The 20,499-nt window shown below is 60.4% G+C and carries 22 protein-coding genes; 14 read left to right on the top strand and 8 right to left on the bottom strand.

What is annotated here, in order from left to right; all coding sequences use genetic code 11:
- Nucleotides 1–10: 10 nt before the first annotated feature.
- Together PVT68_RS12105 and PVT68_RS12100 are read right to left on the bottom strand one after the other, a co-directional pair.
- Nucleotides 11–586, bottom strand: a complete 576-nt coding sequence (locus PVT68_RS12105) for an SPOR domain-containing protein (protein WP_280318392.1) — start codon at nt 584–586, stop codon at nt 11–13.
- Between the two features lie 81 nt (nt 587–667).
- Complete coding sequence (locus tag PVT68_RS12100; protein ID WP_280318391.1) at nt 668–2,857, bottom strand: primosomal protein N'; 2,190 nt, start codon at nt 2,855–2,857, stop codon at nt 668–670.
- A gap of 366 nt (nt 2,858–3,223) precedes the next feature.
- Here PVT68_RS12100 and PVT68_RS12095 point away from each other — a divergent pair, with 366 nt between their 5' ends.
- From PVT68_RS12095 to rsd, 12 genes are all read left to right on the top strand, one after another.
- A complete protein-coding gene (locus PVT68_RS12095) occupies nt 3,224–3,802 on the top strand; it encodes a hypothetical protein (RefSeq protein ID WP_280318389.1) in 579 nt (192 codons plus the stop codon).
- Nucleotides 3,799–4,104 carry a winged helix-turn-helix domain-containing protein gene (locus PVT68_RS12090; protein WP_280318387.1) on the top strand — a complete coding sequence of 102 codons (306 nt, stop codon included), beginning with the start codon at nt 3,799–3,801 and terminating at the stop codon, nt 4,102–4,104. The genes PVT68_RS12095 and PVT68_RS12090 overlap by 4 nt, the downstream gene beginning before the upstream one ends.
- Nucleotides 4,105–4,279: 175 nt before the next feature.
- Nucleotides 4,280–4,492 carry a 50S ribosomal protein L31 gene (rpmE, locus tag PVT68_RS12085; RefSeq protein ID WP_280318385.1) on the top strand — a complete coding sequence of 71 codons (213 nt, stop codon included), beginning with the start codon at nt 4,280–4,282 and terminating at the stop codon, nt 4,490–4,492.
- 23 nt (nt 4,493–4,515) lie between these two features.
- Nucleotides 4,516–5,355 carry a thermonuclease family protein gene (locus tag PVT68_RS12080; protein ID WP_280318383.1) on the top strand — a complete coding sequence of 280 codons (840 nt, stop codon included), beginning with the start codon at nt 4,516–4,518 and terminating at the stop codon, nt 5,353–5,355.
- 168 nt (nt 5,356–5,523) lie between these two features.
- Nucleotides 5,524–6,777 (top strand): malic enzyme-like NAD(P)-binding protein, encoded by a 1,254-nt coding sequence (locus tag PVT68_RS12075; RefSeq protein ID WP_280318381.1) that lies wholly within the window; start codon nt 5,524–5,526, stop codon nt 6,775–6,777.
- Nucleotides 6,778–6,965: 188 nt separating this feature from the next.
- Nucleotides 6,966–7,481 carry a hypothetical protein gene (locus tag PVT68_RS12070; RefSeq protein ID WP_280318379.1) on the top strand — a complete coding sequence of 172 codons (516 nt, stop codon included), beginning with the start codon at nt 6,966–6,968 and terminating at the stop codon, nt 7,479–7,481.
- Nucleotides 7,482–7,606: 125 nt separating this feature from the next.
- Entirely contained in the window at nt 7,607–9,196 is a 1,590-nt protein-coding gene (gshA, locus tag PVT68_RS12065; protein ID WP_280318377.1) for a glutamate--cysteine ligase, read from the top strand.
- 82 nt (nt 9,197–9,278) lie between these two features.
- Complete coding sequence (locus PVT68_RS12060; protein ID WP_280318375.1) at nt 9,279–9,863, top strand: acyl carrier protein phosphodiesterase; 585 nt, start codon at nt 9,279–9,281, stop codon at nt 9,861–9,863.
- 17 nt (nt 9,864–9,880) lie between these two features.
- Nucleotides 9,881–10,381, top strand: a complete 501-nt coding sequence (locus tag PVT68_RS12055) for a disulfide bond formation protein B (protein WP_280318373.1) — start codon at nt 9,881–9,883, stop codon at nt 10,379–10,381.
- A 9-nt stretch (nt 10,382–10,390) separates the two neighbouring features.
- The gene (locus PVT68_RS12050; protein WP_280318371.1) at nt 10,391–10,807 is read left to right on the top strand and encodes a CidA/LrgA family protein; all 417 of its coding nucleotides are present in this window, start codon (nt 10,391–10,393) and stop codon (nt 10,805–10,807) included.
- Nucleotides 10,797–11,546: an LrgB family protein gene (locus PVT68_RS12045; RefSeq protein WP_280318370.1), complete on the top strand. Its 750-nt coding sequence runs from the start codon at nt 10,797–10,799 to the stop codon at nt 11,544–11,546. Before PVT68_RS12050 ends, PVT68_RS12045 begins: the two co-directional genes overlap by 11 nt.
- A gap of 128 nt (nt 11,547–11,674) precedes the next feature.
- Entirely contained in the window at nt 11,675–12,142 is a 468-nt protein-coding gene (gene rsd / locus PVT68_RS12040; RefSeq protein ID WP_280318368.1) for a sigma D regulator, read from the top strand.
- A gap of 117 nt (nt 12,143–12,259) precedes the next feature.
- Here rsd and PVT68_RS12035 read toward each other — a convergent pair whose 3' ends face one another.
- Nucleotides 12,260–13,051, bottom strand: coding sequence for an FKBP-type peptidyl-prolyl cis-trans isomerase (locus tag PVT68_RS12035; RefSeq protein ID WP_280318366.1), 792 nt, complete (start codon nt 13,049–13,051; stop codon nt 12,260–12,262).
- 474 nt (nt 13,052–13,525) lie between these two features.
- Here PVT68_RS12035 and PVT68_RS12030 point away from each other — a divergent pair, with 474 nt between their 5' ends.
- Nucleotides 13,526–14,482: a histidine kinase gene (locus PVT68_RS12030; protein ID WP_280318364.1), complete on the top strand. Its 957-nt coding sequence runs from the start codon at nt 13,526–13,528 to the stop codon at nt 14,480–14,482.
- 10 nt (nt 14,483–14,492) lie between these two features.
- Here the strand turns inward: PVT68_RS12030 and PVT68_RS12025 are convergent, their stop codons facing one another.
- Nucleotides 14,493–15,014: a TIGR02444 family protein gene (locus tag PVT68_RS12025; protein ID WP_280318362.1), complete on the bottom strand. Its 522-nt coding sequence runs from the start codon at nt 15,012–15,014 to the stop codon at nt 14,493–14,495.
- A 68-nt stretch (nt 15,015–15,082) separates the two neighbouring features.
- On the opposite strand from PVT68_RS12025, the gene PVT68_RS12020 reads away from it, so the two are divergent.
- Nucleotides 15,083–17,005: an ATP-binding cassette domain-containing protein gene (locus PVT68_RS12020; protein ID WP_280318360.1), complete on the top strand. Its 1,923-nt coding sequence runs from the start codon at nt 15,083–15,085 to the stop codon at nt 17,003–17,005.
- A gap of 48 nt (nt 17,006–17,053) precedes the next feature.
- Here PVT68_RS12020 and PVT68_RS12015 read toward each other — a convergent pair whose 3' ends face one another.
- The 4 genes from PVT68_RS12015 to rpoH form a co-directional block, all read right to left on the bottom strand.
- Nucleotides 17,054–17,866: an outer membrane beta-barrel protein gene (locus PVT68_RS12015; protein ID WP_280318358.1), complete on the bottom strand. Its 813-nt coding sequence runs from the start codon at nt 17,864–17,866 to the stop codon at nt 17,054–17,056.
- Nucleotides 17,867–17,956: 90 nt separating this feature from the next.
- On the bottom strand, nt 17,957–18,694 hold the full coding sequence (gene trmB, locus PVT68_RS12010; RefSeq protein WP_280318357.1) for a tRNA (guanosine(46)-N7)-methyltransferase TrmB: 738 nt from the start codon (nt 18,692–18,694) through the stop codon (nt 17,957–17,959).
- A gap of 220 nt (nt 18,695–18,914) precedes the next feature.
- Entirely contained in the window at nt 18,915–19,292 is a 378-nt protein-coding gene (locus PVT68_RS12005) for a DUF423 domain-containing protein (RefSeq protein WP_280318355.1), read from the bottom strand.
- A gap of 268 nt (nt 19,293–19,560) precedes the next feature.
- The gene (rpoH, locus tag PVT68_RS12000; protein WP_280318353.1) at nt 19,561–20,415 is read right to left on the bottom strand and encodes an RNA polymerase sigma factor RpoH; all 855 of its coding nucleotides are present in this window, start codon (nt 20,413–20,415) and stop codon (nt 19,561–19,563) included.
- Nucleotides 20,416–20,499: the final 84 nt, after the last annotated feature.

The raw sequence follows: 20,499 nt of genomic DNA, 5'->3' as shown, positions 1-20,499 counted from the left end.
AATCCAGTACTTACCCCTGCGCCGGGCGCTTTAATACCAGCGGCATCAACCGGTGCTCGGCGAGGATGCTGCGCGCCTTGGCCACTTTGGAGCGGTTGGTATAGGGGCCGACGAGGACCCGGTGCCAGGTGCCGCGGCTGTCGGTGGCAGATTCCACTTTGACATCAAGGTTGGCGAGCATCAGCTGCGCACGCAGGCGCTCGGCTTCTTCCCTGTCGCGGAAACTGGCGGCCTGGAGGATATAGACGAGGTCGGATTCGGGTTCACTGCGCGCCGTTGCACTACTGTCCGTATTTTTTTCGCTGTCACTTTCCCGCACCCGCACCTGCTGGTTTTTCGGCGCCGGCACTTTGACTTCGTTTTCTTCCAGCAGCTTGTAGAAATCGAACTTCGGCTTGGAATCTGTGGGAGCGTTTTTTTCCGCCGGCGGTTTGTCCGCCCTGGCGGCAACCTGGGGCTGCGCGGTTTTGAGGTCGTTGAGCAGGAAGATAAATACAGCGAAGCCGCCGACAAAATTGCCGAGCACGAACCAGACCCAGGCGGGCTTGCCGGTGGATTGACTGCGGCGGGTATTGCGGCGGCTCATGGGGTTTCTCGACTTCGTTATTTTACAGGCGGCAAATTGTAACCCTTGCGCCCGGCACTGTCCGCTGGGCCAGTTCCCGCTTTACGACAATTCCTGAGCATCCATATCCACGGCCCAGCGCAGGCGGCGGTTTTTATTGCCCTCGGCCCACTGGCAGAAGTGCGCGAGCATCTGCTGCAACAGGCCGCGCTTGTCGGCGGTGATCTGCAGGTAAAAACGGAAGCGGCCGGATTTGCGCTCCAGCAGTGCCGGCACCGGACCCAGGTATTGCAGTTCCGGGGAAGGTGGAGCCAAAGCCTGCAGGTAGTCGCGCACGTTGGCGAGGAATTCCTCCGCCCAGCGCGGCTCTTCACACTCCGCCCGCACCAGCGCCATGGCGCGGATGGGGGGCAGCTGGCCGATTTTGCGCTCCTCCATCAACTGGCGGGCAAAGGCGCCGTAGCCCTTGTTCAGCAACAGCTGCAACAGCGGATGTTCGGGGTAGCGGCTCTGCACCAGTACATGGCCCGGCAGGTCGCCGCGGCCGGCGCGGCCCGCCACCTGCTCCAGTAACTGCCCCATACGCTCAGGGGCGCGGAAATCGGCACTGAACAGGCCGCCGTCGGCGTCCTGGATCACGACCAGGGTGACCTTTGGCAGGTGATGCCCCTTGGCCAGCATCTGGGTGCCCAGCAGCAGGCAGGGCTCACCGTTGCGCGCCGGTTCCAGCAGGCGATCCAGGGCCTGCTTGCTGGCAGTGGTATCGCGATCGACGCGAATCACCGGGTACTTGCCGAAGGTGTGGGTGAGGAAGTCCTCACTGCGTTCGGTGCCGGCGCCGAGGGCATTCAGGTTGCGGCTGTGGCACTGGGGGCAGCTGTGCACCTCACGCTGGCGATAGTCGCAGTGATGACAGCGCAATTGGCGCTGGCGGCGGTGCAGGGTGAGCTTGCTGGAACAGTGCGGGCAGTCGGCGAGCCAACCGCAGTCATCGCAGGTCAGTGCCGGGGAATAGCCGCGGCGGTTAATGAAGACCAGTGCCTGCTCGCCCCGCTGCAGGGTGGCGCCGATATGGCGCAACACCTGCGGGGCAAACCCCTCCTGCAGCTGCTGGTGCAGAATCGGCACCACACTGATCTCGGGCGGGCGCGCATTGCCGGCGCGGTGGCGCAGACGCAGGTGCTGGTAGCGACCGCTAAGCGCGTTGTGAAGACTCTCGAGAGACGGCGTGGCGGACCCCAGCAACACCGGTACCCCGGCATTTTTCGCCAGTACCACGGACAGGTCGCGGGCTGAGTAGCGCACACCGTCCTGCTGTTTGAAGGAGCCGTCGTGCTCCTCGTCCACCAGAATCACCCCCAGGCGCGGCAGCGGGGTAAAAATCGCTGAACGGGTACCGATCACGATATCCGCCACGCCGCTGGCGGCAGACAACCAGGCGCGCGCGCGTTCGCCGTCCGCCAACCCCGAGTGCAGGGCGGCGATACGGAAGTCCGGGAAGCGCGCGGCGATTCGGCGCAGGGTCTGCGGGGTCAGGCCAATCTCCGGCACCAGCAACAGGGCCTGATTGCCTTCCCTCAGCGCGCGCTCCATCAGCCGCAGATAGACTTCAGTTTTACCGCTGCCGGTGGTGCCTTCCAGCAGGGAGGCACTGAAACCTGTGGAGGCCACCGCATCGATAACCTCACGCTGCTCATCGTTGAGTTCCGGCGCCGACCGCGGCGCTACCGCTTCCATGGGCGGCGGCGCGGTAGGGCCGGCTACCCAGCGGGTCAGGTTGCGTTCGCACAGCGCCTTGCACACCGGGGCGTTGTGCCCCAGCGCGTTCAGCGCGGTGCGGCTCTGGCGGCCCCGGTTCAGCAGCAGCTGCAACAACGCCTGCTGCTTGGGCGCGCGGGCGAGGGCGGTTTCCGGCAGGCCCTTGCCCTCGGTGGTGAGTTCCAGCCACTGCTCCGCCCAGTGATCCGCGGGCTTGCCCTTGCGCAGGGCGGCGGGCAGGGCGGCGGCGTAGAGTTCACCGACCGGCGCCTGATAGTAGTCGGCGGCCCACTGCAGGAACTGGCGGCTGCGCTGATCGAAGATGGGCTGGCTGTCGATGCGCTCAGCGGCGGGCTTGATGGTATCCAGGGGCGAGTCATCCACCACGTCCACCAGTACCGCCACCAGGCTGCGGTTGCCAAACGGCACCCAAAAACGCTGGCCCGGTTTGCAGTCGGCGGCACCCAACCCCGCGGGCGGCAGGTAGTCGAACAGGCGGCGCAGGGGTACCGGCACAGCCAGGCGTAGAATCACGCGCGCCCCTTCTTGTTGTTGTACTGCCGCTGTCGTCAAACTGCCCCCAATGTTCTGGTCGCGGCTGCACTGGCAACCGTCGAATCGCAAAAGCGCGCTAGTTTACCGGCTAGCGCCTGTGGGTACAGCCGCGCGTTGTCCGGCTTTTTCTCGCCCATTTTTGTCACGCTACTCACACCACTCACACCCGCTGCCAACAATAGCCCGAACAATAACTGGCGCCGCACACCACCTCAATTCGTCGCCAGGGATTGCTTACTCTAAAAAATAAAGTACTCTACAATTCAACTCTAAATATTAGAGCCAATGGAAGTCTCGAAAATTACTGCCAGACAAGCACTCAAAACAAACAAAGGAACTGTCCTCATGACCGACGTCAACAAACTGCAAAGCGACCTCGACTATATAAGTAACACCCTGCGCGAGGATGCCACGGCCGGTGGCATACCAGCACTGTACTTTATGTGGGGCGGCCTCATCGCCGCCGGTTTCAGCCTGCCAGACTTTGCCCCTCAACTGGCAGGTATCTACTGGCTGGTGGCCGGAATCGGCGGCGGCCTGTTTAGCTGGTGGCTCGGGGAGCGCCAGAGCCGCCGTCAGGGCGTGAAAAATGCCCGTATGGCGCAGCGCTACGGCTTGCACTGGGGCCTGATGGGCGCGGCCTTCCTGCTGTGCTTCCTGCCACTGCTGCTGGGGCGAGTTTCCCCGGAGATGGGCGGCGCCAACTTCCTGCTGGTGACGGGGATCGGTTACGGCCTCGCCGGCGTTCATCTGGAGCGCCCTCTGCTGTGGTGCGGCCTGCTAATGCTGACGGCCTACGGTGTTCTGGTACTGCTAATGCCGCCCTACACCTGGACCATTACCGGCATCACCGTGGGCCTGTCGCTGCTGTGGGCTGGCCTCAGCCGGCGTGCAGCCCTGCGCGCTGCGGGTGACGCAGCATGAAAGCGCTGTCCGCTCTGGATCCGCTGCTGGAACACCGAATTCGTCTGGGTGCCTGCGTACTGCTGACCAGGCACGGTGAGCTGACGTTTGCACGGCTGAAAGCACTGTTGCAGGCAACGGATGGCAACCTCGGGGCACAGCTGCGCAAACTGGAGGAGCGGGCGTACCTGCAATCCCGCAAGGATTTCGTGGAGCGCAAACCGACCACCTGGTATCAGCTCACCCCCGATGGTCGCTCGGCCCTCAACGCCCATATGGCGGCGCTGCGGGATCTGATCGATGCCAGCGGGAGCGCACAATAAGCGGGATGGACCGGCGGTCCGGGCAGCGGGCGCCAAGGCCGCATTTTCCCTTGAAACGGCAGGCTAATCTGATAGTATGCGCCGACTTTTTAAACAGCCCGGGGAATCCTCCCCTGCACCAACGACGGCTCCGTGCTCAGCAGATGACTGGGTGGCGGTGTCGAAAGAGGCCAACATGAAGACCGATATCCACCCGAATTACGCTGAAATCACCGCAACCTGCTCCTGTGGTAACGAGTTCAAAATGGGCTCCACTCTGGGCAAAGACCTCCAGCTGGACGTCTGCTCCAACTGCCACCCGTTCTACACCGGTAAGCAGAAGCAGGCCAGCACTGGTGGCCGTGTAGACCGCTTCAAGAAGCGTTTCGGCAGCCGCATTTCCAAGTAAATGCTGCTGGATCACACACCGGAGTGACCTGCGTGTTGCCGGTGATGGTGAATCAGAAAAAGGCGCCAAGGGTCTCCCTCGGCGCCTTTTTTTACGCCCTAATTTTGCTCCCGCTGGCACTGTTCCCCGGCAGCGGCCTGGCGGACTGTGTACTCGGGCAGGCGGACGAGCTGGCGGCCCTGCAGAAGGTCATCGACGGCGACACACTGCGCCTCAGGGATGGCCGAAGAGTGCGTCTTATCGGCGTCAACGCCCCGGAACTGGCCCACGGCAAGCACAAGGCACAGCCGCTGGCGCGGGAAGCCCGCGAGTTTACTGAGCGCTTTCTCGCCGGCGGCGACCTGGAGCTCGTGTACGATCGCGACCGCCACGACAACCACGGCCGCGTACTGGCCCACGTCTACAATCACCGCGGCGACAGCCTGGAATCGGCGCTGCTCTCCGCCGGGCTGGCCTTTCATATCGCCATTGCTCCCAACTTCGCCCTGGCGGAATGCCTTGCCAGTCGCGAACAGGAAGCCCGCGCTCACGGTCGCGGCATCTGGGCTCCCGGGGTCTGGCCGGTACTCAAGGCCGCAGAGGTGCGTCCCGGTGACGGCGGATTCGTGCGCCTCACGGGCACCGTCAAAAACGTCGACCAAAATCGCTACCTGTGGCTGGAACTGGACGGGCCGGTGGCGGTGCGCCTGCCACAGCCCCGGGATAATGGCCACTTTGGCGGGCGCGATTGGCAAGGACGCAAAATAGAAGTGAAAGGTTGGCTGGTGGACCGCGGAGCGAAATATTCATCCCAACATAAGCAAAATAAAAGGTGGTTTATTTCTGTAGACTCGGAATTCACCATTGAAATTAGTAGAAAATAACTACGGCGCTCAGTTTTTGAGCTTGTGAACCCTCAGTCGTCTCGGTTATTCTTCGCGCCCCGGATAAGGGGACAGTGCGCCCCCAACAATAAAATCAAAATATCCGCTGTAACCTGCCGCCAGCCGCAGAATGCTGTCGGCATTCCAAACCCTAGAGATGACATCCTGATGACCGACTCCCTGCGCCAGGCCGCGCTCGACTATCACGCCTTGCCAACACCGGGCAAACTTTCGGTGGAACTCACAACTCCAGCCCAGACCCAGGAAGATCTGTCCCTGGCATACAGCCCCGGCGTCGCCGAGCCGGTGCGCGAAATTGCCAAGGATCCGGAGGCCGCTTATCTGTATACCGGCAAAGGCAATCTGGTGGCAGTCATCTCCAACGGCAGCGCGATTCTCGGCCTCGGCAACCTGGGGCCACTGGCGTCCAAGCCGGTGATGGAGGGTAAATCCCTGCTGTTCAAGCGCTTTGCGGGAATCAACTCGGTGGATATCGAAGTGGAGGCCCCGAGCCCCGAACGCTTTATCGAGACCGTCGCCGCCATCGCCAACACCTTCGGCGGCATCAATCTGGAAGACATCAAGGCGCCGGAATGCTTCCACATTGAGGAAGCGCTGATCGAGCGCTGCTCGGTACCGGTGTTCCACGACGACCAGCACGGCACCGCCATTGTCACCGTCGCGGGAATGCTCAACGCACTCGAGATCCAGGGCAAGAGCCTCGGAAGCGTGCGTATCGTGTGCCTGGGCGCCGGCGCTGCCGCCACCGCCTGCTGCAAACTGCTGCTGGCCGCGGGCGCGAAAAAAGAACAGATCACCATGCTCGACAGCCGCGGCGTCATCCATTCCGGACGCAGCGACATCAATGCCTACAAGGGCGAGTGGGCGCGGGACACCGAAATGCGCACTCTGGACGACGCCATCGAGGGCGCCGACGTATTTCTTGGCGTATCCGGCCCGGACCTGCTCACCGCCGCACAACTGGCGCATATGGCACCCAGGCCGGTGGTTTTCGCCTGCTCCAATCCGAACCCCGAAATCGCCCCGGAACTGGCCCACGCCACCCGCGACGACCTGATCATGGCCACCGGCCGCTCGGACTACCCCAACCAGGTCAACAATGTGCTGTGCTTCCCGTTTATCTTCCGCGGCGCTCTGGACGTGCGCGCCACCCGCATCAATGAAGATATGAAGCTGGCCGCCATCGAAGCCATTCGCAAACTCGCCCACCAACCGGTACCGGATGAAGTGCGCGCAGGTTACGGCGGCGTGGAACTGAGCTTCGGTGCCGATTACATACTGCCCAAGCCCACCGATCCGCGGCTGTTGCCGGAAGTGGCGGCCGCGGTAGCGCGGGCGGCGGTGGATAGCGGCGCGGCGCGGCTGCCGTATCCGGCGCACTATCCATTGAAAACCCTCTGACCCCGATCTTATTTGTAGGAACCTGCCTGCAGGCGAACAGGCCGCTATCAACGGCCTGGAGTCCTTGAAAGTTTCGCCTGCAGGCAGGCTCCTGCAGGTCGAGCGCACACAGCTCGCCCCCAATTCTTGAGCCTCACCCCAGCCACCGCTAAACTGCGACCCATGTCTGAGCAAAGTTGTCCTATCGCATGAGTCACGTCTACGTGCTGACCAACCAGCACCTGCAGTTTTTGAGCAAGAGCAACGAATGGATCGACGGCCGCGAGGTCGCCAAGCTGTTTCGCAGTGAATTCAAGGATGTCGCCATCAACCAGATGTTCGAGGCCAATACCCGTGACGTCACCCAGCGCATCGAACTACTGGAATGCGAGCTGGACGCCAAGAAGCAGCCCCTGGTTCCCGCCGACGCCCTGAGTCCGGAGCCTCTGGAACGGGAAACCCCGCCAGAGGAATCCCCGGCAACGGAATCCGACGAGAGCACTGTGGTGGAAGCTGCGGCAGACACCGATGGCGGTGACCCGGAAGAACTTCCGCAGCCAGCCCCCAGCGAAACACCGCCGGAATACAATCCCGAAATCGATCCCACCCCCGCCCCGGAAGTGGAACCGGACCAGTACCCAGGCACAAGCCCCGAGATCGAGCCGCAGGTAGAACCGGAAATCCTGCCGGATCAGCCCCCGGAAGCCACAATCAGCCAGGCCTGATTCCGGCACTCGAGGCGGCCCAGAGAAGTTCAAACGCATTTCTGCAGGGCCGAGCCCTTGAGTTGGGTTTCAACGCCCCCATTTAGGCGGGATATTCGCCCACCGGCTGCTCACAGGAGATTCGAGTGCCCACTTTCAATCTGGCCGAACTGGCCCAGCCGGAAACCCTGCCACTACTCAAGGGCATTCGCCGCGGCATCGAAAAAGAAAGCCTGCGGGTTTCCCCCGCCGGCGAGCTGGCCCAGACCGAACACCCCCGGGGCCTGGGCTCGGCCCTGACCCAGGACTGCATCACCACCGATTTCGCCGAAGCACTGCTGGAGTTCATCACCCCGCCGGTGGCGACGCCGGAGCAGGCACTGGAAAAGCTCGACCAGATCCACCGCTTTACCTACAGCCAGATCGGAGATGAGCGCCTGTGGGTCAACAGCATGCCCGGGCGCATCGGCCGCGATGCGGACATTCCGGTAGCGCGCTACGGCAGCTCCCACAGCGGCACCATGAAGTCGATCTACCGCCTGGGTCTCGGGCTGCGCTACGGACGCGCCATGCAGACCATCGCCGGGATCCATTACAACTTCTCTCTGCCGGACACTTTCTGGCAGTGGTTGCAGCAGAAAGAGGGCAGCAGCGAGTCGCTCAGTGAATTCAAGACCCGCCGCTATTTCGACCTGATCCGCAATTTCCGCCGCCACTACTGGCTGCTGATCTACCTGTTTGGCGCCGCGCCGGCGGTGTGCGGGACCTTCGTGCAGGACCGGGAGCACAAGCTGCAGTCCTTCGACGGCGATGGCCGCAGCCTTTACGCACCGGAGGCCACCTCCCTGCGCATGGGCGACCTCGGCTACACCAGCGACGCACAGAAATCCCTGATCGTCTGCTACAACGACCTGCCCAGCTACCTGTCCACCCTGTGTGCCGCGATCAGCCGCCCCTATCCGCCGTACCACGAACTGGGCGTGAAGGACGCCAACGGCGACTATCAGCAGCTCTCCACCGGGCTGCTGCAGATCGAAAATGAATTCTATTCACCGATTCGGCCGAAAAACCCGGCCGGTATGGGCGAAACCGCACTCTCGGCACTGGATGCGCGCGGTGTGGAATACATCGAAGTGCGCTGCCTCGACCTGAATCCCTTCGTGCCTCTGGGTATCGAAGCACCGCAGATGCGCTTCCTCGACGCCTTCCTGCTGCACTGCCTGCTCAGCGACAGCCCGATCACCGACGACGCCGACTACCGCGCAGTACAGGAAAACCAGTCGCGCATCGTCTACCGCGGTCGCGATCCGGAGCTGCAACTTGTCCACAATGGCCAGGAGCGCAAACTCACCGACTGGGCCGGCGCACTGCTGGACGAAATCACCCCGGTGGCGGAGCTTCTCGACCAGGCGTGGGAAAGCAGCGACTACCAGCGCGCGGTCACCGCACAGCGCGACAAAATCAGCGGCAAGACACCGACGCCGGCGGCGCAGGTACTGGCGGAAATGCACGAGCACCGGCAGACCTTTTTCCAGTGGGCCCAGGCCAAGGCCGAGCAACATCGCCAGTACTTCCTCGAACGGCCGCTGGATGCGGCAGAGCAGGCGGAATTTGAGCGCCTCGCCCAGGAATCCCTGCAGAAACAGCGCGAGGTGGAAGAGGCGGATAAAGGCAGCTTCGAAGATTTTCTCGGCCGCTACTACGCACAGTACACCTTTTGCCAAAGGGACCTTTGATCTACAACGCGAAGGCAGCGCTACGGGGAAAGCTTTCCCCCGGTGGCGGCGCAGCCACTGCAGCTGATAGGACCTGAAGCGCATGAACTACCTCGCCCACCTGTTGCTCTCCGGCCCCGATCCGGACTGGCAACTGGGCGGGTTGCTGGGGGATTTCGTCAAAGGCCCACTCAAGGGCGAGCGTCCGCAGGCCATCGAAGACGGCATCCGCCTGCACCGGCGTATCGACCTGCTGAGTGACCAGCACCCTGCCTATATTGCCGCGCTCACCCGCCTGGGTCCGCAGTGGCGGCGTCTCGGGGGTATCGCCCTGGATATCTGGTTCGACCACCTGCTCGCCATCCGCTGGCAAACCTGGCATCCACAGCCACTGGAAACCTTCGTCGATCAGTGCTGGTCCAACTTCCGCACCCGCCGCCAGTGGATACCGGAAAATGCCCGGGCATTTATTCAGCGCGCCGAGCAATTTAAACTGCTGCCCGGCTACCGCGAGGTAGCGGTAATCCAGCGCACTCTGGAGCGCGTCGGCACACGCCTGCGCCGCCCACAGCCTCTGGCAGATATGCTGCCGCTGCTGCAGGCAGACAAAGAAGCACTGGAACAAGACTTTCAAACACTGTTCACCGACCTGTCGCAGCAGGCGGTGCGGTTCCGGCAACAGCAATAACGCGGAAAATAATCACCATGACCCTGCCCAGCCCCCGAATCACCTTTCTGTTGATGTTCATCGCCGTCGTGCTGGTACTCGCCACCGCGTTTTATATGGAATACGCCATGGGTCTGGAACCCTGCCCGCTGTGCATCACCCAGAGAGTGATGTTCCTGGGCGTGGGCCTGGTGTCCCTGCTTGCGTTTCTGCACAACCCGCGGGGGATCCACAACATCGGCCGCCGCATTTACGGATTGCTGGTTTCGCTGTTCGCCCTCGGCGGCCTGTATTTTTCCGGCCGCCAGCTGTGGCTGCAGAGCCTGCCCGCCGACCAGGTGCCTGCCTGTGGGCCCGGTATCACTTATATGGTGGAAGCCTTCCCGATGTCAGATGTGATCAAAACCCTGCTTACCGGCGACGGCAATTGTGCGGAAGTGAAGTGGACTCTGTTGGGTCTGTCGATCCCCGGCTGGGCCGCGGTGGGTTTCGTGGGGCTGACCCTGTTCGGGATCTGGCAGGCCTTTCGCAAACACTGACCCGCACCGGTGGTCACACTCACCAAGGTCGCCCACTGGTGTGGCGGGGCTGCTCTGCTGGTAGCCTTTGACCTGCTCGGGGGCGCCCTGGCCGCGACGTTTTCACTCCCAATACCCGGCTCAGTATTCGGCATGGTGCTGCTGTTGCTGGCCCTGCTGCTGTACGGCCGCGTGCCCGAAGGCCTGGCACAGGTCAGCGAGCAGATTCTGCGCCTGCTGGTATTGATCTTCCTCCCCGCCTCCGTGGGTATCTACTTTCTGCGCGACCTGGCGCCGGGGGATTGGCTGGCCCTGGTTGCCGCCATGGTGCTGGGAACGCTGATCTGCTTTGCCCTCACCGCTCTGCTGCTGAAGTATCTGATTCAGCGCGCGCAGGGGCGGCCACCGCGTACTGATCCCAAGGACAACACGCCAAATGAGAAGTGAAGTTCAGCAGTGGCTGGGTCAGCTGGCGCAGTTTGGGGAGACCATTCAACTGCCGCTGTCGGCGGCACACCCACTGGTCATCATGCCCCTCAATGTCGCCGCTTTCTGGCTGGGGCTGAAACTCTACCGCCGGGTCGACAGCCCACTGCTGCACCCGGTGGTGGGCGGCAGCCTGTTGATTTTCGCCGCACTGTTGCTCCTCGACGTGGACTACCCCAGCTATCAGCGCGGCAGTGCCCTGTTGTACCTGCTGCTGGGCCCCGCCGTAGTAGCTCTGGCAATCCCCCTCAAGCAGAATCTGGTCATGGTGCGGAAAGTGGGCTGGCCACTGATGCTGGGGCTGCTGGTGGGCGCGATACTGGCACCGCTGGTAGCGGTAATCATTGCCCTGCTGCTAGGCGGCAGCCGCACGGTGTTAATTGCGCTGACCACCAAATCCGTAACCACGCCGGTAGCGCTGGCACTGGCGGAAGAGATCAACGGCATCCAGAGTCTCGCCGCCGGCGTAGTCGCGTTTACCGGCATTGTCGGTGCGGTATTCGGCCCCGCACTGCTGCGCTGTATGCGCATCACCGATGAGCGTGTGGTTGGCTTCACCATGGGCATCAATGCACACGCCATAGGTACGGTTCGCGCCCTGGAAATCAGCGCCCTGTGCGGTGCTTTTTCGGCACTGGCGATGGGCCTGTGCGGCGCACTGACCGCACTGCTGCTGCCACTGATTGCCGGTGCCGGCTAGCGTCACCAGTCAACGATGAGACGGACTTCCCTTTCTGGCGCTTATTGTGGCGGCGTCCTTGCCCGCGGCGGGGGAAGCTTCTACATTCCTATAAGCAGCTGTTGAAGCCACAAAAAGGAAACTTGGAGATGTTGGAAAACTGTAAAAATGCGCAGGAGCGCTGGGGTGGCGTCAGCCAGATCATTGACCGCTGGTTGCAATCCCGACAGGCGCTGTTAGTCAGTTTTTGCGGGCTGTCGGAAAAAAAAGAAGTCGCCGATGGCGATAGGGAAGCCGAAGCCCATCTGCGTACCCTGTGCCAGCAACTGGTGGACTACGTTTCTGCCGGCCATTTCGAGGTGTACGACCAGCTGATGCAGGAAGGCCAGGCATTTGGCGATGCCGAAGGCCTGCAACAGGCAAAAGCCCTCTATCTGGAAATAGACGCCACTACCGATGTGGCGGTGGACTTCAACGACAAGTATCTGGAAACCGACGACCTGAGCTCTTTGCCCAAGGACCTGTCTGAGCTGGGCGTGGCCCTGGAAACCCGATTTGCCGCTGAAGATCGCATGATCGATACCCTGCATACAGCACACAAAAATCAGCTGGCGTGAAATCTTAATCGGGGAAAAATTCCAGCTTCAGAATCAATCACAGACAGGGTGAACAAAAAAAGGGGCCGCAGCCCCTTTTTTATTGCCTGCCAGTTTTTCCACCGGCTGAAGCAGCAGTTATTGGTCCTGCGCTTCTTCTGACTGTTCTTCCACCGCTTCGTCTGCAGCTTCAGCAGTGTTTACGTCGGCCTTGTGCAGTTCAACTTCGAAAATCAGCGTGGAGTTGGGGCCGATCAGACCACCGGCACCACCCGGACCATAAGCCAGGTCGGAAGGAATGTAGAGTTCCCATTTGGAACCTTCCTTCATCAGCTGCAGCGCTTCGGTCCAGCCTTTGATGACACCATTCACCGGGAACTGTACCGGCTTGCCGTTTTTGTAGGAGCTGTCGAATTCGGTCCCGTCGATCAGGGTACCTTTATAGTCCACTTCCACCACACTGGTTTCGCTGGGGCTGGGGCCGGTGCCTTCAGTAATGATTTTGTACTGCAGGCCGGATTCAGTGGTCTGAACACCTTCTTTCTTGGCATTCTCTTCCAGGAATTTTTTGCCCTCGGCCAGATTCGAATCCGCCTTGGCCCGGAAATCGGCTTCCTGCTTGGCCATCAGTTCTTTCTGTTTGGCCTGCATGCTTTCCTGGAATATCGAAATAACCTCTTTCTTCTCGTCTTCACTGAGACGGGAATCGCGGCCGCTGGCAACGTCGTTCAGTGCCATGGCAACGATTTTAGGATCCAGAGCAACTTCCTGGGTTTTCAGGCGCTGGGCCATATCTTCGGCAATGATATAGCTGACCTTCTGCTCCTGGGTTTCCAGTGTGATATCTGCAGATTCAGCAGACTCCTGTTTGTTACAGCCGACCAGTGCAATACCCAGCGCTATCGCAGCAGCCAAAGAAGTTTTATTCATGAGAATCATCTCTTTATTTCCGTGAAGCATTATTTGAGTAGAGCAGGGTCCACCCTTCTCTGCTGTTGTACACCCCGATCGCTGCACGCTTTGTGCTTTGGATCACATTTGCAGCTGGTCGGGCCAGCGACAGGCAAGTCTAACCCATGCCGGTTGCCACTGCACACCGCTGGCTTCAGACACTGAGTGCCGTCCATCGTTGCATATCCCGGCAACTTTTTTCCGCACCGCCGGCACAATTCGAGGCGATGCCCGACACTTCAGGGAAAATACTCGATAAAAACCTTTACATTCTGCCCCGTGCAGGGATGCACATCACAAATAACAGCGCTATTATCAGCGCTCACCCTGATTTTTATTTCTCCCGCAGAGAGGTTGATCTGCAGTGCAGGGGGAATGTATTCAGGGTGCTGGGCAATCCAGTTTCACCAAACCGATTTCGACAACTCCGTTTCAACCGCAGGATTTCGACCCATGGCCGCCAAACGCAAAGCCGCTGTATCCGTAGCAGATCTGGAAAGCCAGATCGCCAAGCTCAACACCCAACTCGACAAGGCGCGGGCCAAAGAAGCGGCCGATGCCGACAAGGCCCTGAAAAAAGCCAGCAAGGATGCCGACAAAGCCCTGGCCCAGGTAAAGCAGGCCAAGGCCAAGCTGGCCACCGCAAAAACCGCTGCGGGCAAAGCCAAAACTCCTGCCGCGAAAACTTCGGCAAAGAAAAAAATCGACACCGCCAAGGCCGCTGTCGCCAAGCTTGAAAAAATCGCCAAGGATGCCGCCAAGGCCGTTGGCGATGCCAAGGTAGCTGAGGCTGCAGCCAATCTGGCCGTAAAAACTGCCGGCACTCTCAAAAAGGCCGCTGACGCCACCGCCAAAAAAGTGATGGCAGCCAGCAAGCCGAAGAAGAAAAAAGCCGCAGCCAAGACCGCCAAGAAACCGGCCGTCAAGAAAGCGACATCTTCGGAAGCAAAAGCGCCAGCAAAAAAAGCGGCAGCAAAAAAGGTAGTAGCAAAGGCGGCAAAGAAACCCGTAGCAAAGAAAGCTGCTCCGAAAAAAGCCGCAACCAAAAAAGCTCCGGTGAAAAAAGCGGCCGCAGCTAAACCGGCCGCGGACCAGGCACCAGCCAAACCCGCAAAAAAAGCGGCGACCAAGAAAGCGGTAGCCAAGAAGGCCCCCGCCAAAAAAGCGGCCAAACCGGCGAAAACCAATGGCAGCAAACCGGCGACTCAGACTGCGGCCGCCGAACCTGCACCTGCGGCGGAACCCATCATGGGCAAAACCTCAGAGCCGCAACCGCTGGTGTCGGAATCCAGCCCCGCCGCGGTTACTCCGGTAGCGCCAAGCATTACCCCCAGCACTCCGCCCAACAGCCTGTTCGCCAGCGAGGAAAATCCGCACTACGGTCCGGAAGAGCACAAGCACAAGTACTGAGCGTAGAGCATCAAGTGGCGGCGACCGGTGAACCGGTCGCGCTGCGGATGCTACCGCTGTAGTTATCAATCAGGCCCGCCCAGCGGGCCTGATCTTTTTGTAGCAGGCCGTATTGCTGTCCCGCCAGAGCCAGGGGTGAGCGGGTTTCCGGCCAGGTCTCACTATTGAGCTTCCACAACGCCGCGAGTTGGCGCTGTTCCATACGAATCTCGCAGCGCTTGCACCATTCGTATAGCCCTCCTCGTTTGTTGAAGCGCCCGAGTAAACGGCGCAGGTTGCGCATGCTGACAATCATCCTTCTGCGCGGCGCCAGACCGCGATCGGCTACGCGCCAGCTCTCTTCACTCAACTGCCTTCCACAGGCACTTACATAGCTCGCCCACAGCAGCAGGCACACATCTGCGCCCTTGCCGTCCTGGCATTCGAGTAGAAAATCGGCCACCTCAGGCTGGCGATAGAATTCCAGGCTGAAGTGCCACAGAGGGTTTTGTAACGGCGAGGGGGGCGGTGATGGAGATGCGGTTGCTGTCACGATAGAATCCCGGCGGTTTCTTATGCCGATAGCCTAGTCAAATTCGGGCGAATTCAAAGAGGTTTCCATTGATTAATCTGCAAGGCGTATCGCTGCAGGTGGGCGGGCGCGACCTGCTCCACAACGCCAGTTGTCGCATCTTTCCCGGTCACAAGGTCGGCGTCATCGGTGCCAATGGCTGCGGCAAGTCCACCCTGTTCAAATTGTTGCTGAAACAGCAGGACAGTGACGCCGGTACGGTTGAAGTGCCCGGGGGCTGGGAAGTCGCACACATGGCCCAGGAGGTTTCTGCCAGCGATCGCAGTGCACTGGAGTACGCCCTGGACGGCGACCACCGCCTGCGAGAATTACAGCGCGAGCTGGAGGCGGCAGAAGCAGATGGCAGCGATGGCAAACGTATAGGCGAACTGCACGAACGCATGGCCGCCATCGATGGCTACAGCGGGCCGGCGCGAGCTGCGCAACTGCTCGATGGTCTCGGCTTTTCTCACGCAGACCAACAGCGCCCGGTAAAAAGCTTTTCCGGTGGCTGGCGCATCCGCCTGAACCTGGCACGTGCACTGATGTGCCCAGCAGACCTGCTGTTACTGGACGAACCCACCAACCACCTGGATCTGGATGCCACCCTGTGGCTGGAGCAGTGGCTCCAGCGATTTCCCGGCACCCTGCTGATCATCTCCCATGACCGCGACTTTCTCGATGCCGTGGTCGACGGCATCATCAGTTTTGAACAGCAAGAACTGGTGCTCTACAGCGGCAACTACACCGCCTTCGAGCGCACCCGTGCTGAACGCCTGGCGCAACAGCAGGTTCAGTACGAGAAGCAGCAAGCCGAGCGCGCGCATATGGAAGACTTCGTGCGCCGCTTCCGCGCCAAGGCGACCAAGGCCAAGCAGGCGCAAAGCCGCCTCAAGGCACTGGATCGCATGGCGGAAATCGCTCCGGCCCACGTGGATTCACCGTTCCGCTTCCGCCTGCCCTGTGCGGACAAGGTTTCCAACCCGCTGATTGACCTGCGTGAGGCGGAGATCGGTTATTCCGGAAAAACCATCATGCCGCGGGTGGAGCTCGGTGTTCAGCCCGGCCGCCGCATCGGCCTGCTGGGCCCCAACGGGGCCGGTAAATCGTCCCTGATCAAAACCCTCGCCGGCGACCTGCCACTGCTATCGGGGGAACGCCAGTGTGGCGAACACCTGCGGATCGGCTATTTCGCCCAGCACCAGCTGGAAGCGCTGGATGCCAAGGCCTCACCTCTGCTGCATCTGCAGCGACTTTCCCCGGATGCCAGCGAGCAACAGCTGCGGGATTTTCTTGGTGGTTACGGATTCGTGGGCGACCGCGTGTTTGAACCTGTGGGCGGTTTTTCCGGCGGTGAAAAAGCGCGGGTCGCGCTGGCGCTGCTGGCGTGGCAAAAGCCAAACCTGCTGTTGCTGGACGAGCCCACCAATCACCTGGATCTGGAGATGCGTCACGCCCTCACTCTGGCGCTGGCAGAATTCCCCGGTGCAATGATTCTGGTTTCCCACGACCGTCACCTGCTGGCCAATACCACCGATGAATTCATCCTGGTGGCGGACGGTCGCGCCGAGCCCTATGACGGTGACCTGGATGACTACAAGCAGTGGTTACTCAGCTTCAAACGGGATGAGAAGCGCCGTCAGGAAACCCCGGCGGAATCAGCTGAAACCCAAACTGGTGATAAATCAGCGGAAGACAAAAAAGCCCAGCGCCGTGCTGCTGCCGCCCTGCGGGAACAATTGAAGCCGCTCACCAACAAGCTGAAAAGCATCGAGCAAAAGATGGCAAAGGCGGAGCAGGCGTTACACGCTCTGGAATCCCGCTTGGCAGACGAAAGTCTGTACAGCGGTGGCCAGCAGGATGAAATTACCCGCCTGACCCAGGAGCAGGGGCAGGCCCGCGAAACCCTGGATGCGCTGGAAATGGAGTGGTTGGAAATATCCGAACAGCTGGAGGAAGCCAGGGGCGGATAGCCCCGGGATTGCGTTGGGCACGCTGCACTTTGCTCAACCTACTTGCTCTTATTTGGAGAGGTCTGCGGGGTCATAGGGGGCCAGCGGACAGCCGTCCTGATTCACCGGTGTGCCCATGGGGGTCATGGCGCACTGGTCCAGATAATCCGGGATACCGTCGCCATCGCTATCGATGGGGCAACCGCGCCCATCCACATCGATACCCACAGGCGTTTGTGGGCACTCGTCTATCTCGCCGAATACCCCGTCGCCATCGCGGTCATAGACCACCGGATCTGCGCCCCATTGATATCCAATGGCGAGGCTTACAAAGCCATCCAGACCACCTTCTTCCACACCCTGGAAGCCCCGCGCATCACCGCGCAACTGCCAGCGCGGTCCGAGGCGGTATTTGATCCCGGCACCGAAGTTGAGCATGGTCTGACGCTGGTGCCAGCTATCGGGATAACCGAAGGAATCCTCATCGATGCGCAACTCTCCGGCACCGACAACCACATAGGGCTGCCAGTCGTAGTTGCCACAGAAGCGGCCGGCAAACTGGTAGAGCAGGTCCAGGTGGTAATTCTGTACGTTCACGTCCAGGTCGGTGTCTTTTATATTGACGCTGAAGTAATCGTACACGCCCTCCATGGCCCAGCGATCGGTAATGTTGTAGCCAAAGCCGATACCGCCACCGGCGTTGTCTTCGAGCTCCAGGCCAACATAAGGGGTACCGTCGAGACGCGCGTCGTCAAACCAGTACTGGCCGCCATTGAGATACAGGGTGAGGGTGCCCTCGCGATCGGCAAGGGCGTGACTGCTGAGCAGCAATATGACGCTGCTCAACAGGCGCTTTGGCAGCGCAGTTGGTTTTTTTGTCATTGTGACTCCGGAGCATCCGTTTACCGGTAGTCTGAAGATAGCACAGCGGGCCCGGCGCCCCGGCCCGCTGGCAGCAGCCGAAACGTCGGCTTATTTTTTCCGGTACAGAAGATCCCAGACACCGTGGCCGAGGCGCTCGCCGCGGCGCTCGAACTTGGTCTGTGGACGGAATTCCGGACGCGGGGCGTAATGGCCTTTGCCAGCGGTGTTTTCCAACAACTCTTCAGCTTCCAGTACTTCGAGCATCTGCTCCGCGTAATTTTCCCAGTCAGTGGCCATGTGCATAAGACCACCGGGTTTCAATTTACTGCACAGCAGCTTTACAAATTCCGGCTGCACAATACGGCGCTTGTTGTGCTTTTTTTTGTGCCACGGATCGGGGAAGTACAGCTGGAAGCGATCCAGGCTGGCATCGGGGATACAGTCATTCAACACGTCGATGGCGTCGGCCATATAGACGCGCAGGTTTTTGACTTCAGCCTTGCCAGCGTTGTTGATCAGCCGGCCAACGCCAGGCGGATGCACCTCGATGCCGATAAAGTCTTTGTCGGCTTCGGCTTCGGTCATTTCCAGCAGGGAGTCGCCCATGCCAAAACCGATTTCCAGCACCACCGGCGCGTCACGTCCGAAGATTTCTTTCGGGTCGATACCGCCGTCGTAGAGCGACAGGCCAAACGGACCCCAGTAGGTATCGAAAGCCTTGCGCTGGCCTTCGGTCATTCGACCGCCACGAATGACGTAGCTGCGGATGGATTTCTTTTTGAATTCGGTGCGGTAGGGGAAGTCTTCTTCCTCGTTACCTGGTTCGTTGTTGGGTTCTTCTTGCATTCTTTACCTCTGAGCTTCGTAGCTTTTTGGGTGCTCCGTAGCTGGTGGTGGGGCGGCCCAGCACCGGGTATGGGGTTTCAGAACCGGGCTAGGCGCCCCCCTTCAACCCATCCCTGGGCGCTGCGGCGGCGACGTCCTGTCGCCGACGCTTCTGAAACCCCATCCCCGGCACTCGGCCTTCAATTCAAATTTCTGTGCTCTTACCGCCTTCGGTTGGCGGTTATTTTCCGTAATTCAGTGCGGCGATAAACAGCGCTATCCATCCGCCGATCAGCAGGGTGCCACCCAGCGGGGTGATGGGACCCAGGATTCTTGGTCCGCCGAAGGTCAGACCGTACAGGCTGCCGGAGAAAAACAGGATGCCGATAGCAAACAGGGCACCACTTACAATCAGCGAGGTTTTTGCGCCGATCTGATGAATCAATACAGCCACGGCGATCAGGGCCAGGGCGTGGACCATCTGGTAGTGCACACCGGTTTTATAGGCTTCCAGAAGGTTCTCCGCGACTTTGTCACGCAAGCCATGAGCACCAAACGCTCCGAGAACAACTCCGGTACCGCCAAAAAAAGCGGCAAGCAGCAAATACAATTTAGCCATATTCATTCCTTTCTAACTGGCTTACGAAGTAATCCGGTTCATTGCGAAGGGGGAGCGCTGGGTGCGGGTTTTCAGAAGCGTCGCAAACAGGAAGTTTGCGCCGCAACGCCCAGGGATGGGTTTAAGGGGGGCGCCTAGCCTGGTTCCGAAAATAGATACCCGGTGCCTCACCGCCATCCAACCGGCTTCAAAGCAATACCACGGACCACCAGATACGAAAAAACCGCGCCAGTAGCGCGGTTCTTGAATCCGGTCAGTGAGAAGGCTGTCAGGCCTCCATCGCCACCCGGACTTTTTTCATGGCGTTTTTCTCAAGCTGGCGGATTCGCTCAGCGGAGACGCCGTATTTGTCGGCCAGCTCGTGCAGAGTCGCTTTGGACTCGCTCAGCCAGCGCGCCTCGATGATGTCGCGGCTGCGATCGTCCAGCTGCTCCATCGCGGCGGTCAGGCTGTTTACGCTGGTTTCCTGCCAGTTGTCGTTTTCCAGCATGGTCGCCGGGTCGTAACGACGGTCTTCCAGGTAGTGCGCCGGGGCCTGCCATGCGGTGTCTTCGTCGTCGTCCACGCCGGCATCAAATGCCGCATCGTGGGCCGCCAGACGCCCCTCCATCTCGTGCACGTGGGCAACGTCCACGTTCAACTCTTCCGCTACGCGCTTGGCTTCATCATTGCTCAGCCACGCCAGCTTCTTCTTCTGCCCGCGCAGATTGAAGAACAGCTTGCGCTGGGCCTTGGTGGTGGCAATTTTTACGATGCGCCAGTTGCGCAGGATAAATTCGTGAATCTCCGCCTTGATCCAGTGCACCGCAAAGGACACCAGGCGAACACCCTTTTCAGGGTTAAAGCGCTTCACCGCTTTCATCAGCCCCACGTTACCTTCCTGAATCAGGTCGCCCTGGTTCAGGCCGTAACCGGAGTACGACTTGGCGATATGCACGACAAAGCGCAGGTGAGACATGACCAGCTGACGGGCAGCGTCCAGGTCTTCGTGATAGTACAGGTCTTCCGCGAGTTTCTTCTCTTCCTCGGCGGACAGCACCTCGAAACCGCTGACTGTCTGAATGTAGGCGTTCAGATTAGCGCCCGGAGACAGTGTATGAATCGGCTGTAGACTGGTTCCCATCCAGGATCCTCCTAATAACTCTCTGTTGCCCCGCTTGGCACTTGCTGCCCGGACTAAATCTTACCGGGACCAGTAGTTTGCGGC

This window comes from Microbulbifer bruguierae (genome assembly GCF_029869925.1).
Lineage (GTDB): Bacteria > Pseudomonadota > Gammaproteobacteria > Pseudomonadales > Cellvibrionaceae > Microbulbifer > Microbulbifer bruguierae.
Note: the sequence above shows the minus strand (reverse complement) of the source record. Positions and strands in the feature narration are given on the sequence as shown.

Bases quoted from the DNA above. Each gene is read 5' to 3' on its own strand.
- PVT68_RS12105 (WP_280318392.1), bottom strand. From the start codon at position 586: ATGAGCCGCCGCAATACCCGCCGCAGTCAATCCACCGGCAAGCCCGCC.
- PVT68_RS12095 (WP_280318389.1), top strand. From the start codon at position 3,224: ATGACCGACGTCAACAAACTGCAAAGCGACCTCGACTATATAAGTAAC.
- PVT68_RS12090 (WP_280318387.1), top strand. From the start codon at position 3,799: ATGAAAGCGCTGTCCGCTCTGGATCCGCTGCTGGAACACCGAATTCGT.
- rpmE (WP_280318385.1), top strand. From the start codon at position 4,280: ATGAAGACCGATATCCACCCGAATTACGCTGAAATCACCGCAACCTGC.
- PVT68_RS12075 (WP_280318381.1), top strand. From the start codon at position 5,524: ATGACCGACTCCCTGCGCCAGGCCGCGCTCGACTATCACGCCTTGCCA.
- PVT68_RS12070 (WP_280318379.1), top strand. From the start codon at position 6,966: ATGAGTCACGTCTACGTGCTGACCAACCAGCACCTGCAGTTTTTGAGC.
- PVT68_RS12060 (WP_280318375.1), top strand. From the start codon at position 9,279: ATGAACTACCTCGCCCACCTGTTGCTCTCCGGCCCCGATCCGGACTGG.
- PVT68_RS12055 (WP_280318373.1), top strand. From the start codon at position 9,881: ATGACCCTGCCCAGCCCCCGAATCACCTTTCTGTTGATGTTCATCGCC.
- PVT68_RS12045 (WP_280318370.1), top strand. From the start codon at position 10,797: ATGAGAAGTGAAGTTCAGCAGTGGCTGGGTCAGCTGGCGCAGTTTGGG.
- rsd (WP_280318368.1), top strand. From the start codon at position 11,675: ATGTTGGAAAACTGTAAAAATGCGCAGGAGCGCTGGGGTGGCGTCAGC.
- PVT68_RS12035 (WP_280318366.1), bottom strand. From the start codon at position 13,051: ATGAATAAAACTTCTTTGGCTGCTGCGATAGCGCTGGGTATTGCACTG.
- PVT68_RS12030 (WP_280318364.1), top strand. From the start codon at position 13,526: ATGGCCGCCAAACGCAAAGCCGCTGTATCCGTAGCAGATCTGGAAAGC.
- PVT68_RS12015 (WP_280318358.1), bottom strand. From the start codon at position 17,866: ATGACAAAAAAACCAACTGCGCTGCCAAAGCGCCTGTTGAGCAGCGTC.
- trmB (WP_280318357.1), bottom strand. From the start codon at position 18,694: ATGCAAGAAGAACCCAACAACGAACCAGGTAACGAGGAAGAAGACTTC.
- PVT68_RS12005 (WP_280318355.1), bottom strand. From the start codon at position 19,292: ATGGCTAAATTGTATTTGCTGCTTGCCGCTTTTTTTGGCGGTACCGGA.
- rpoH (WP_280318353.1), bottom strand. From the start codon at position 20,415: ATGGGAACCAGTCTACAGCCGATTCATACACTGTCTCCGGGCGCTAAT.